The sequence below is a fragment of the Rhodococcus sp. P-2 genome (genome assembly GCF_016598535.1).
Lineage (GTDB): Bacteria > Actinomycetota > Actinomycetes > Mycobacteriales > Mycobacteriaceae > Rhodococcus_F > Rhodococcus_F baikonurensis.
In genome coordinates this window covers 2,174,711-2,187,719 of the sequence record NZ_CP066779.1, presented here as the reverse complement: position 1 = coordinate 2,187,719, position 13,009 = coordinate 2,174,711, and the positions used below count along the sequence as shown (strand labels likewise).

Sequence of the window (13,009 nt, the reverse complement as noted above, 5' to 3'; positions counted from 1 at the left end):
CATGGCGTATGTGATCACGCAGCCGTGCTGCAACGACGCCTCGTGTGTTGACGTGTGTCCGGTCAATTGCATTCACCCGACACCGGACGAAGCTCCGTTCGCGACCACCGAAATGCTCTACATCGATCCCGACACCTGCATCGATTGTGGTGCGTGTGTGGACGAATGCCCGGTCGAGGCGATCTTCCCGGACAACGAACTCGACGAGGACGACGCGCCGTATCTGCAGATGAACGCGTCGTACTTCGAGAAGCATCCGATGGGCCCGGACTGGCCCGAGCCGATCACGATGGCCAAGATCGATCCCGAGCTCGGAACGCTGAAAGTGGCGATCGTCGGATCCGGCCCGGCCGCCTGTTACGCGGCGATGGAACTGACCGGCAAGCCGCGCGTCGAGGTCGACATGTTCGATCGACTTCCCACTCCCTACGGATTGGTGCGCGCCGGCGTGGCGCCGGACCATCCCGGAACCAAAGGCGTCACCGACCAGTTCCGCGCCGTCGTCGCGAAGAAGACTGTGCGCTGCCACTTCAACGTCGAGGTGGGCACCCACATCTCGCATTCGGAACTCTTGGACCATCACCACGCAGTGATCTACGCGGTGGGCGCTGCCGGGGATCGCAAGCTCGAGATCCCAGGCGAGGATCTGCCGGGAAGTCACGCTGCCACCGAGTTCGTCGCCTGGTACAACGGCCACCCGGGATATGCCGATCGGACTTTCGATCTGTCCGGCGAGCGAGCGGTGATCGTCGGAAACGGCAACGTCGCACTCGACGTCGCACGCATCCTGGTGACCGACCCTGACCAGCTTGCGAAGACGGACCTCGCCGAGCACGCATTGGAAGCTCTGCGTGACAGCAAGATTCGTGAGGTCGTCATTCTCGGGCGTCGCGGGCCGGCGCAGGCCGCGTACACCAATCCCGAACTGTTGGCGCTAGGACAGATGGCGAACGTGGACGTAGTCGTCGACCCGATCGAAGCCGAACTCGACGAGGCCAGTCAGGCGTTCGTGGACAGCGATGCCGCCGAGCCGTCCGTCCTGCTCAAGGTCAAGCAGGCGCAGGAATTTGCTTCACGTACCGCGGATCCTTCTCGCAAGCGGATCGTTCTCCGGTTCCTCACCTCTCCCGTCGAGATCCTCGGCGACGGTGCAGTCTCACAGGTGCGGATCGTGAAAAACGAATTGGTGGCAACGCCGACCGGTCAGCTCTCCGCCCGGCCTACTGAAACCGAGGAGACGATCGACACTTCACTGGTGCTTCGGTCGGTCGGATACCGCGGCACACCGATGGCCGACTTGCCCTTCGACGACGCTCGCGGCGTGATCCCCAACGAGAACGGCAGAGTGATCGACACCGAGACCGGCACGCCGATCCCGGGTGTCTACGTCGCGGGTTGGATCAAGCGCGGACCGACTGGCGTGATCGGCACCAACAAGTACTGCTCTGCCGAGACCGTGTCGATGATCTTCGACGACTTCGCTGGTGGACGCCTCGCAACCCCCGCCGAGGATGCCGACAAGTTGCAGGTTCTGCTGGCAGACCGGTCGCCGGATCAGGTGGACTATCAAGGGTGGCAGCGTATCGACAAGGCAGAACGCGCATCCGGTGCCGCCGCCGGGCGACCGCGAACCAAACTCATCTCCATCGAATCCATGTTGGCGGCTGCCCGCAGCGAGGGATAGCAACGTTTGGGCGAACATCCGAATTGCTCGATTGCCGCTTTTGTGTGTTAATGACTATGGAAATGTGCGGTTTGCTCTCTTTGGCGTGCTCGGGTGTGTAGGTGTGCTCCCAGCGGGTGCGTCCGAATGTGCATCGGCATCGGTACCAGGCGGGTATCGATGCCGGCCGCGCAAAATCCACGTGAGTACGTGGTCAGTCGAGCGAAGGTAGTGACATGGGCAGCAAACAGGGTCGTCGGACGTCACGGGTTGCCGTGGCAATCGTCGGAGCGGTGGCTGCCGGCCTTGCTCTCGCCGGACCTTCCGCGGCCGTTCCTCTCTTCCCCGGTGGACCGGACATTCCTTTGCCCGTCATTCCAGGGGTGCCGTACCTCGATCCGGCGATTCCGGTTCCGGGCATCCCGGGTACACCGATTCAGGCGCCCATCGGCGCTCCCAACTTCTCCGCGCCTTCGCTCAACCCGTCCGCAGGTGAGACAGTCGGTATCGCACAGCCGATCATCATTCGTTTCAACGAGGCGGTCGGCGACCGTGCCACGGCTGAACGCGCTATTCGCGTAACCACCGATCCTCCGGTCGAGGGCAGCTTCTACTGGATCAACGACAGCCAGGTCCGTTGGAAGCCGGCACAGTTCTGGCCGGCGAACATCTCCGTGACCGTCGACGCCGGTGATTCGCACTCCACGTTCAACATCGGTGACGCACTCGTCACCGTCGCGGACGACAACACCAAGCAGGTCACCGTCACCCGCAACGGCGAGGTCGTGCGCACCATGCCGACGTCGTTCGGTAAGCCGGGCCACGAAACACCGAACGGCACGTACATCGTCGGCGAGCAGCTGCGCGACATGTACATGGATTCGTCCACGTACGGAGTTCCGATCGATTCTCCAGAGGGATACCGGACCTACGTCGAGTACGCGACGCGAATTTCCTACAGTGGCATCTTCGTTCATGCTGCTCCGTGGTCGGTTGCGCAACAGGGATTCACCAACGTCAGCCACGGCTGCCTCAACGTCAGCACCGAGGACGCCAAGTGGTTCTTCGAGAACGCAGGCAAGGGCGACCCGGTGATCGTGCAGAACACCGCAGGTGGAGTCCTCAGCGGCGCCGACGGATTGGGCGACTGGAACCGCTAGACACAGTCGACGAAGGCCCTGCGCGAGAAGTATTCGCGCAGGGCCTTTTTCGTGTCGCGTTCAACTCGAGTGTCTTGTACGTTCACCATTCATTCGTTGCGGGCGGTCAGACTGCCTCAGTGAGATCGAGTCCGGAAAGAACGCTGCCCACTTCAGGCAAGCCAGGTCTGTGGGGCAGACCATGGCGTGACTACGCGCTCTTTGCGCTCTTCGTAGGTCCCAATCTCGCGTTGTTGATCTTGTTCACTTATCGCCCGCTGGTGGACAACATCCGACTTTCTTTCTTCGACTGGAATATTGCGGACCCGAAGGCGACGTTCATCGGGCTGAGCAACTACCGCGAGTGGTTCGGACGAAGCGATACCTGGCAGATCGTCACCAACACAGTGGTATTCACGTTGGTCACCGTTGTGGGTTCGATGGTCATCGGTTTGGCGTTGGCCATGCTGCTCGATCGCAAGCTCGTCGGGCGAAACCTGGTCCGGTCGGCCATCTTCGCGCCGTTCGTGATCTCCGGTGCAGCGATCGGTGTCGCGTTTCAGTTCGTCTTCGACCCCAACTTCGGTCTGATCCAGGATCTCCTGCACCGTGTCGGACTCCAATCGCCCGACTTCTATCAGGATCCCCACTGGGCGCTGTTCATGGTGACCGTGACGTACATGTGGAAGAACCTCGGCTACACGTTTGTCATCTACCTTGCTGCGCTGCAAGGAGTTCGGCAGGAGTTGAACGAAGCTGCCGAAATCGACGGCGCCAAGCCGTGGACCAAGTTCCGCCGGGTTCTTCTGCCTCAGTTGCGTCCGACGACGTTCTTCCTCTCGATCACCGTCATGCTCAACTCGCTCCAGGTCTTCGACATCATCAACGTCATGACCCGAGGTGGCCCGCTGGGGACAGGGACGACGACCATGGTCTACCAGGTGTACAACGAGACGTTCCGAAACTTCCGGGCGGGCTACGGCGCGACGGTTGCGACCATCATGTTCCTGATCCTGCTGATCATCACCGTCTACCAGGTTCGTGCCATGGATCGGGGAGAAGAAAAATGACAGCGGTAGAGGAAAAGAAAAGCGCTGCTCCGACTTCCGTCGTTCGACCCGGCCCGGACCGCAGGAACGTGGACCGGCGTGAGGTCGGCGTGAAGGTCCTCGGGTACGCGGTAATGGTGATCGCCCTGATCATCATCGTCCTGCCGCTCTACTGGATCGTAATGACCTCGTTCAAGGAGCGGCCGGAGATCTACACTCAGCCGGCAACGTGGTGGCCGTCGTCGCTGCATCCCGAAAACTACTCCGAAGCAACAACATCGGTCCCGTTCTGGATGTTTCTGCGGAACTCGATAGTCATCACGACGATTCTGTCCGCGGCGAAGTTCGTTCTGGGCACTCTCAGTGCGTACGGGTTGGTGTTCCTGCGCTTCCCGGGGAAGAACTTCGTCTTTCTCGGCATCATCGCCGCCTTGATGGTGCCGAATCAGATCACCGTGATCTCGAACTACGCACTCGTGGCAGAGTGGGGCTGGCGTAACACGTTCCAGGGCATCATAGTTCCGCTCGCGGGTGTAGCCTTCGGTACGTTCCTCATGCGCAACCACTTCCTCTCGATTCCTTCGGAGATCACCGAGGCGGCGCGGATGGACGGCGCCGGTCACTGGCGGCTTCTCTGGCGCGTGGTGCTCCCCGTTTCCGGACCCACGATGGTGGCGTTCGGCATCATCACGGTGGTCAACGAGTGGAACGAGTACCTGTGGCCGTTCCTCATGTCCGACGATTCCTCGGTAGCGCCGCTGCCGATCGGATTGACCCAACTGCAGAACAACGACGGACTCACCAACTGGGGTCCGGTCATGGCAGGAACGGTGCTGACGATGCTGCCGATTCTGGTGATTTTCCTTGTGCTGCAACGACACATGATCAAGGGCCTCACCTCCGGTGCGGTCAAGGGCTGACAGTTTTTCCGTCACATTTCTTTTTCGAGGAGCAGTAATGGCAAACATGAACAGGCGCGGATTCTTGAGCCTCGGCGGTGCAATCGCCGCCGGCGCCGCACTCACCGCGTGCGCGGGTTCCGGCGGGTCGAGCGCTGATGCTGCGGGAACATCCGGTGCGTCGGGTGATTCCAACACCATCACCTTCTGGTCGAACCACCCGGGTAAGTCCACCGACGTGGAGAAGGAACTGATCAACCGCTTCCAGACCAAGTACCCGGACCTGAAGGTCAACTTGGTGGACGGCGGCAAGAACTACGAAGAGGTGGCACAAAAGTTCAACGCTGCCCTCTCCGGCGGAGATGTGCCCGATGTAGTTGTGCTGTCGGATGTCTGGTGGTTCAACTACGCACTTGCCGGAGCGATCGAGCCGCTCGACGGACTCTTCTCCGAGGTGGGCGTCGACTCGGCCGACTACGTCGATTCACTGCTCGCCGACTACCTGTTCCAGGGCAAGCACTACGCGCTTCCCTACGCACGGTCGACGCCGTTGTTCTACTACAACAAGGCGGTCTGGTCGCAGGCCGGTCTTCCCGACCGTGGGCCGGCGACGTGGCAGGAGTTCGACGAGTGGGGACCAGAGCTGCAGAAGGTCGTGGGCAACGGCAAATTGGCACACGGGTGGGGCAACGCGAAGGATTACCTCGGCTGGACCTACGAAGGCCCCATCTGGACCTTCGGCGGATCGTACTCCGACCAGTGGAATCTGCAGCTCGACAACGAGAAGACCATTGCTGCAGGTCAATTCCTCTCCAGCATGATTCACGACAAGAAGTACGCCGCGGTCTCCACCGACATCGCCAACGAATTCGGTACCGGCATTCTGGCGTCGACCATCGCGTCCACGGGTGACCTCTCCGGCATCAAGAAGACTGCGAACTTCGACTTCGGTACCGCTTTCCTCCCGGCAGTGGACGGAACTCCCGGTTGCCCCACCGGCGGCGCCGGACTTGCCATCCCGTCCAAGATCTCCGATCGGCGTAAGAAGAACGCGCTCAAGTTCATCGACTTCATCACCAACGGTGAGAACACGGCGTACTTCTCGCAGAACGTCGGCTACATGCCGGTCCGCAAGTCGGCAACCTCGGAGCCGAGCATGAAGGCGTTCCTCGACGCGAACCCCAACTCCCGTACCGCCGTGGATCAGCTTTCGCGTACGCGCTCGCAGGACTACGCACGCGTGTTCGTCCCGGGTGGGGATCAGATCATCGGCACGGGACTCGAGCAGATCGCTCTCCAGAAGGCCGACGTCGCATCGACATTCGCCGGCGTTGCCACCCAGTTGCAGCAGATCATCGACCGGCAGATCACCCCCAAGCTGCCGAAGTAGTAGGAGAGAGCACTCATGGCCAACGTGCAATTCGCGGGAGTCACGCACCGCTACGAAGGAACCGATCGACCGGCGGTCGACCGTCTCGACCTCGACATCGCCGACGGTGAGTTCCTGGTACTCGTAGGACCTTCCGGTTGCGGTAAGTCCACCAGCCTGCGAATGCTCGCCGGTCTCGAATCCGCGTCGGACGGCCGGATCGAGATCGGCGGCACGGACGTCACGCACCTCGCTCCGCGGGCGCGCGATGTCGCCATGGTGTTTCAGAGTTACGCGCTGTACCCGAACATGACCGTCGAGCAGAACATGGGTTTCGCGCTGCAGAATGCGGGAGTGGGAAAGACCGAGCGCCGAGAGCGGGTGCTCGAGGCCGCGCGGATGCTCGAACTCGAACCGCTGCTCGGACGCAAACCGGCCAAGCTGTCCGGTGGGCAACGTCAGCGAGTTGCCATGGGTAGAGCCATTGTTCGTCATCCCAAGGTGTTCTGCATGGACGAACCGCTCAGTAATCTGGACGCCAAACTGCGCGTCAGCACGCGGTCGCAGATCGCCGCCTTGCAGCGCCGTCTCGGCACCACCACGGTCTACGTCACCCACGATCAGGTAGAGGCGATGACGATGGGAGACCGCGTCGCGGTAATGCTGGACGGTCGCTTGCAGCAGGTGGCAAAGCCGCGGGAACTCTACGACAACCCCGTCAACACCTTTGTGGCCGCCTTCATCGGATCGCCCGGCATGAACCTGATCGAAGCGCCGGTCGAGGGCACCGTCGCAGTGCTCGGTGACCTGCGGATTCCGCTGCCCACCGGGGCGTCCGAGCGGGATCGGGTAGTCGTGGGAGTCCGCCCGGAGTCGTGGGATCTGGTGGGGGCGTGGCGAAAGGGCTCGCTGGCCGTTGACGCCGACCTGCTCGAAGAGTTGGGCGCCGAATCGTTCGTGTACGCGAAGGGTACGCCGGATTGCCAGTGGCAGAGCCGATCCGGACGGATCGTCATTCGCGTCGACCGGAAGATGTCGGTGGCACCGGGGGAGTCGCTTCATCTGCTGCCCAAGGCCGGCGAGGTGTACTTCTTCTCCGCAGAGACCGGGGTACGTCTGTAGCGATACTGTGTGCGGCATGACCGTCGCACGTTCGCTGTTGCTGTTCGTACTCGCCGCGCTGCTCGAAATCGGGGGCGCGTGGTTGGTGTGGCAGGGAATTCGCGAACACAAGGGATGGATCTGGGTAGGGCTCGGCGTCATCTCGCTCGGCCTCTACGGTCTGGTCGCCACGATGCAACCGGATGCCAACTTCGGGCGCATCCTCGCCGCGTACGGCGGGATCTTCGTAGCGGGTTCACTGCTCTGGGCGGTGGTGATGGACGGATTCCGCCCGGATCGTTTCGACATCGCCGGTGCGCTGATCTGTCTGGTCGGTGTCGGGGTGATCATGTACGCCAGGTAGGGCCTTCGGCCCCGTGCGCGCTCAGGGAGTCCAGAGGGTCCTTAAGCGCGCACGGGGGCTTGCCCCTGCTGCTACCAGATCTTCACACGCTTCTCCGGATCCAAATACAGTGCGTCACCTGGCTTGACGTCGAACTCCTCGTGGAACGTGTCGAGGTTACGGACGACGCCGTTGCACCGGAACTCCGGCGGCGAGTGCGGGTCGACGGCTAGACGGCGAATCGCCTCGGCTTCGCGAGCCTTCGTGCGCCATACCTGAGCCCACCCGAAGAACACGCGCTGCAAGCCGGTGAGGCCGTCGATGACCGGCGGTTCGGTACCTTCGGTCGCGATCTTGTACGCCGCGATCGCGATCGACAGACCGCCGAGGTCGCCGATGTTCTCGCCGATCGTGAACTCACCGTTGACATGGTGGCCCGGCAGTTCCTTGGGTTCGAACTCGTTGTACTGCTCGATGAGAGCCTTTGTGCGCTTGCCGAATTCGCTGCGGTCCTCGTCGGTCCACCAGTCGACCATGTTGCCGTCGCCGTCGTACTTGGCGCCCTGATCGTCGAATCCGTGCCCGATCTCGTGGCCGATGACGGCGCCGATGCCGCCGTAGTTTGCAGCGTCGTCGGCTGCGGCGTCGAAGAACGGCGGCTGGAGAATGGCTGCGGGGAAGACGATTTCGTTCATGCCCGGGTTGTAGTAGGCGTTGACGGTCTGCGGCGTCATGAACCACTCGTCACGGTCCACGGGGCCGCCAAGCTTGGCCAGGTCGCGGTCGTACTCGGCGGCGTATCCACGACGGTAGTTGCCCACCAGGTCGGTAGCCGAGATATCGAGACCGGCGTAGTCACGCCACTTGTCGGGGTAACCGATCTTCGGGGTGAACTTCTCGAGCTTGGCCAATGCGGCCTCACGAGTCTGCGGGCTCATCCACTCGAGGTCGGCGATGTTGCGGCGGTACGCCTCCTGCAGGTTGGCGACCAGTTCCAGCATGCGGGTCTTCGCCTCAGCAGGGAAGTGACGGTCGACGTAGAGCTTTCCGACGGCCTCGCCGAGCAGATCCTGAACCAAGCTGACTCCGCGCTTCCAACGCTCACGGTTCTCTTCGGTTCCCGAGAGCGTGGTGCCGTAGAAAGCGAAGGTCTCGTCGACCAGCGCCGAATGCAGGTAGGGGGAACGGGCGTGCAGCACCTTCCACGCCGCCCAGGCCTTCCAGTCGTCGAGTGACTCGGACGCCCAGAGTGCGGTGAATGTGTGCAGGAAATCGGGCTGACGGACCACGATTTCGGCGAACTTCTCCGAATCGGCGCCGAGACCGGACAGCCATGCCGCCCAGTCCAAACCGGGGTTCTGTTCGGTCAGTTCCTCGAAGCCCACGAGGTTGTAACTCAGATCTGCGTCACGACGCTTGACGACGTCCCAGTGCCCGGCCGCGATCTTCTTCTCGAGTTCGAACACACGCTGGGCGTCGTAGCCGACGCCGGCGAGGGTGAACATCTTGTCGATGTGCGCGACGTACTTCTCGCGGATCTCCGCGTAGTTGTCCTCGCGGTAGTACGACTCGTCGGGCAGGCTGATTCCCGACTGGCTGAAGTGGATCAGGTACCGCTCGGAGTTCTTGGCATCGGTGTCGACGTAATGCGAGATGGCACCGCCGACGCCCACGCGCTGGTGGCGTCCGATCACGGTGGCCAACGACGACCGGTCGGGCGCATCGGCGACGGCGTCGAGCTCGTCGTCGATGGGGCCGAGGCCCGCGGCCTCCACGGCGTCGGCGTCCATGAAGCTCGAGTACAGATCGCCGATGCGCTGTGCATCGGTACCGGCGGCAGAGTTGGACTCCGCGGCTTCGGTGATGATGGTCTGTACGTCTTCTTCGGCCTTGTCGTAGAGCGTCCGGAAGGCCCCGTCGACAGCGCGGTCTGCCGGAATCTCGTATTCGGCGAGCCATTTTCCGTTGACGTGGACGAACAGATCGTCCTGCGCCCGTGTGTCGCCGTCGAGGTGGGTGAGGTCGATGCCTGAGCGATGAGCCGTGGTCATTTCTCCATCCTTACACGATCATGACGAACTGCTCGGTGTGTGCGCGATCGCTCCACGCCGAGTTCATCTCTTGTGCTGGGCAACGTCGGTATGGCATGGCACGATCGAATACGTGACCAGCAGACCTGCCGCAGATCCGCACCTGCAGGACCTCGCGCGACTACGACGCGTGCGAGACCGTATCGACCGGGAGTACGCGCGGCCTCTGGACGTGGAGGCGCTCGCGCGGGGAGTGAACATGTCTGCGGGGCATCTCAGTCGCCAATTCCGTCAGGCGTACGGCGAACCGCCGTACGCCTACTTGATGACCAGGCGAATCGAGCGAGCGATGGCGTTGCTGCGGCGCGGAGACCTCAGTGTCACGGACGTCTGCTTCGAGGTCGGTTGCAGCTCTCTCGGCACTTTCAGCAGCAAGTTCACCGAATTGGTGGGGGTTCCACCCAGCGTCTATCGGCGCGAGGCCGAGCAGTCGACGGCCGGAATGCCATCCTGCGTGTCCAAACAAGTCACCAGACCGATCAGGAATCGAGAAGCGCAGACCCCACAACCGCAATTAACGTGATCGCCATGGACATCACCATTCACTCGAGCTTCCTTCCGCAGGACGACCCTGACGCCGCCCTGAACTTCTATCGCGACACCCTCGGCTTCGAGGTTCGCAACGACGTCGGCTACGACGGCATGCGTTGGATCACGGTGGGGCCGCCCGGCCAGCCCGGCACCTCCATCGTGCTGCATCCGCCGGCCGTCGATCCCGGAATCACCGACGACGAGCGCCGCACCATCATCGAGATGATGGCCAAGGGCACGTACGGCGGACTTCTCCTGGCCACCAAAGATCTGGACGATACGTTCGAGCGGCTTCAGGCCGGCGACATCGACATAGTCCAAGAACCGACCGAGCAGCCGTACGGCGTCCGCGATTGCGCCGTCCGCGATCCAGCGGGAAACCTGATCCGTATTCAAGAACTGCGCTGAGACCGTCAACTGCGCTGAGACCGTCGGCGATCGACTGATAGATGGAGACACGATGACTGCCTTGCACACTGCAGACAGCCACGATTTGATCCGCGTGCAAGGCGCGCGGGTGAACAATCTCGAAGACATCAGCGTCGAGATCCCGAAGCGGAGGCTGACGGTTTTCACCGGCGTCTCCGGTTCGGGCAAGAGTTCGCTGGTGTTCAGTACGATCGCCGCGGAATCGCAGCGGATGATCAACGAGACCTACGGCGCTTTCGTTCAAGGATTCATGCCGACGCTCGCGCGGCCGGACGTCGATGTTCTGGACGGCCTGACCACCGCGATCATCGTCGATCAGCAGCGGATGGGCGTCGACCCGCGCTCGACAGTCGGAACCGCGACCGACGCCAACGCGATGCTCCGCATCTTGTTCAGCCGTCTCGGAAAGCCTCACATCGGTTCGCCTCAGGCGTTTTCGTTCAACGTGGCCTCGATCTCCGGAGCAGGCGCGGTCACCATGGAACGTGGAGGCCGTCAGACGAAAGAGCGTCGTAGCTTCAAGATCACCGGCGGCATGTGTCCGCGCTGTGAGGGACGAGGGGCGGTCAACGATTTCGATCTGACCGCGTTGTACGACGACACCAAGTCGCTCAACGAGAGTGCGATCACGGTTCCCGGTTACAGCATGGAAGGTTGGTACGGCCGGATCTATCGCGGCTGCGGCTTCTTCGATCCCGACAAGCCGATCAAGAAGTACACCAAGAAAGAACTGAACGATCTGCTCTACAAGGAGCCGACCAAGATCAAGGTCGAAGGAATCAACCTGACGTACACGGGTCTGATTCCGCAGATTCAGAAGTCGTTCCTGGCCAAGGACGTCGACGCAATGCAACCCCATATCCGGGCCTTCGTGGAGCGTGCGATCACGTTCACCACCTGCCCCGAATGTGACGGGACGCGACTGAGCGAGGGTGCCAGGTCGTCGAAGATCAAGGGCGTCAACATCGCCGACGCCTGCTCGATGCAGATCAGCGATCTCGCGGAATGGGTCAGCGGATTGAAGGAGCCGTCGGTCGCTCCGTTGCTCACGACGCTCGGTGAAACGCTCGACTCGTTCGTGGAGATCGGACTCGGTTACCTCAGTCTCGACCGTCCGTCGGGAACACTGTCCGGCGGTGAAGCTCAGCGCACCAAGATGATTCGTCACCTGGGTTCCTCGCTCACCGACATCACGTATGTCTTCGACGAGCCCACCACCGGCCTGCATCCGCACGACATCGCGAGGATGAACGACCTTCTGCTGCGCCTGCGGGACAAGGGCAACACGGTGCTCGTTGTCGAGCACAAGCCGGAGACGATCGTGATCGCCGACCACATCGTCGACCTCGGTCCGGGCGCGGGTAGCGCCGGCGGAAACGTCTGCTTCGAGGGCACTGTCGAAGGCCTTCGTGCCAGCGACACCGTCACGGGGCGTCACTTCGACGATCGGGCCGCAATCAAGGAGACCGTGCGCGAGTCCACCGGAGCAATCGAGATCCGTGGAGCGAACTCGCACAATCTGCAGGACGTCGACGTCGACGTGCCGCTCGGCGTACTCGTCGTGGTGACCGGTGTGGCCGGATCGGGTAAGAGTTCGCTGATCCACGGATCGCTCGCGAAACGCGAAGACGTGGTGTCGGTCGATCAGAGCGCAATCCGCGGCTCGCGTCGGAGCAACCCGGCAACCTACACCGGGCTGCTCGATCCGATCCGCAAGGCATTCGCCAAGGCCAACGGCGTGAAGCCGGCGCTGTTCAGTGCCAACTCCGAGGGTGCCTGCCCGACGTGCAACGGCAACGGCGTCATCTACAGCGACCTGGCGATGATGGCCGGAGTTGCCACGCTCTGCGAGGAGTGCGAGGGCAAGCGCTTCCAGGCGGAAGTTCTCGAGTACAAATTCGGTGATAAGGACATCAACGAGGTTCTCACGATGTCGGTGGCCGAGGCCGAGGAGTTCTTCGGAGACGGTGAGGCCAAGACGCTTGCGGCGCACAAGATCCTCGTCCGACTGGTCGACGTGGGGCTCGGGTACCTCACGATCGGCCAGCCGTTGACGACGCTGTCGGGCGGTGAGCGTCAGCGCATCAAGCTGGCAACACACCTGGGGGAGAAGGGTGGTGTGTACGTCCTGGACGAGCCGACCACCGGACTGCATCTGGCCGACGTAGAGCAGTTGCTCGGCCTGCTCGATCGACTCGTCGATTCCGGTAAGTCGGTCATCGTCATCGAGCACCACCAGGCCGTGATGGCGCATGCCGACTGGATCATCGACCTCGGCCCGGGCGCCGGTCACGACGGTGGCCGGATCGTCTTCGAGGGCACTCCCGAGGAGCTGGTTGCCGACGGCTCCACCCTCACCGGAAAGCACCTCGCGGCATACGTGGGCAGCTGAGTCG

Annotated in this window: 11 protein-coding genes; 10 read left to right on the top strand and 1 reads right to left on the bottom strand. The window is 62.3% G+C overall.

Features of this window, described 5'->3' with window-relative positions; translation table 11 throughout:
- The first annotated feature begins 1 nt into the window (after position 1).
- The 7 genes from I7X09_RS10370 (at position 2) to I7X09_RS10340 (ending at position 7,584) form a co-directional block, all read left to right on the top strand.
- A complete protein-coding gene (locus tag I7X09_RS10370; RefSeq protein ID WP_200316670.1) occupies positions 2-1,684 on the top strand; it encodes an FAD-dependent oxidoreductase in 1,683 nt (560 codons plus the stop codon).
- A gap of 215 nt (positions 1,685-1,899) precedes the next feature.
- Complete coding sequence (locus I7X09_RS10365) at positions 1,900-2,823, top strand: L,D-transpeptidase (protein ID WP_124567765.1); 924 nt, start codon at positions 1,900-1,902, stop codon at positions 2,821-2,823.
- Between the two features lie 74 nt (positions 2,824-2,897).
- On the top strand, positions 2,898-3,872 hold the full coding sequence (locus I7X09_RS10360) for a carbohydrate ABC transporter permease (protein WP_200316668.1): 975 nt from the start codon (positions 2,898-2,900) through the stop codon (positions 3,870-3,872).
- Positions 3,869-4,771, top strand: a complete 903-nt coding sequence (locus I7X09_RS10355) for a carbohydrate ABC transporter permease (RefSeq protein ID WP_200316666.1) — start codon at positions 3,869-3,871, stop codon at positions 4,769-4,771. The genes I7X09_RS10360 and I7X09_RS10355 overlap by 4 nt, the downstream gene beginning before the upstream one ends.
- Positions 4,772-4,808: 37 nt before the next feature.
- The gene (locus tag I7X09_RS10350; protein ID WP_200316664.1) at positions 4,809-6,140 is read left to right on the top strand and encodes an ABC transporter substrate-binding protein; all 1,332 of its coding nucleotides are present in this window, start codon (positions 4,809-4,811) and stop codon (positions 6,138-6,140) included.
- A 15-nt stretch (positions 6,141-6,155) separates the two neighbouring features.
- Complete coding sequence (locus I7X09_RS10345) at positions 6,156-7,241, top strand: ABC transporter ATP-binding protein (protein ID WP_095968569.1); 1,086 nt, start codon at positions 6,156-6,158, stop codon at positions 7,239-7,241.
- Positions 7,242-7,257: 16 nt separating this feature from the next.
- Positions 7,258-7,584: a YnfA family protein gene (locus tag I7X09_RS10340; protein WP_003940244.1), complete on the top strand. Its 327-nt coding sequence runs from the start codon at positions 7,258-7,260 to the stop codon at positions 7,582-7,584.
- A gap of 71 nt (positions 7,585-7,655) precedes the next feature.
- On the opposite strand, the gene I7X09_RS10335 is transcribed toward I7X09_RS10340, so the two are convergent.
- A complete protein-coding gene (locus I7X09_RS10335; RefSeq protein ID WP_166809173.1) occupies positions 7,656-9,614 on the bottom strand; it encodes a M13 family metallopeptidase in 1,959 nt (652 codons plus the stop codon).
- 112 nt (positions 9,615-9,726) lie between these two features.
- On the opposite strand from I7X09_RS10335, the gene I7X09_RS10330 reads away from it, so the two are divergent.
- From I7X09_RS10330 to I7X09_RS10320, 3 genes are read left to right on the top strand one after another with little or no spacing between them, the layout of a single operon-like run.
- Positions 9,727-10,176, top strand: coding sequence for a helix-turn-helix transcriptional regulator (locus tag I7X09_RS10330; protein ID WP_095968571.1), 450 nt, complete (start codon positions 9,727-9,729; stop codon positions 10,174-10,176).
- Positions 10,177-10,181: 5 nt separating this feature from the next.
- The gene (locus I7X09_RS10325; RefSeq protein ID WP_095968859.1) at positions 10,182-10,592 is read left to right on the top strand and encodes a VOC family protein; all 411 of its coding nucleotides are present in this window, start codon (positions 10,182-10,184) and stop codon (positions 10,590-10,592) included.
- Between the two features lie 52 nt (positions 10,593-10,644).
- Positions 10,645-13,005, top strand: coding sequence for an ATP-binding cassette domain-containing protein (locus tag I7X09_RS10320; protein ID WP_200316662.1), 2,361 nt, complete (start codon positions 10,645-10,647; stop codon positions 13,003-13,005).
- Positions 13,006-13,009 lie beyond the last annotated feature (4 nt).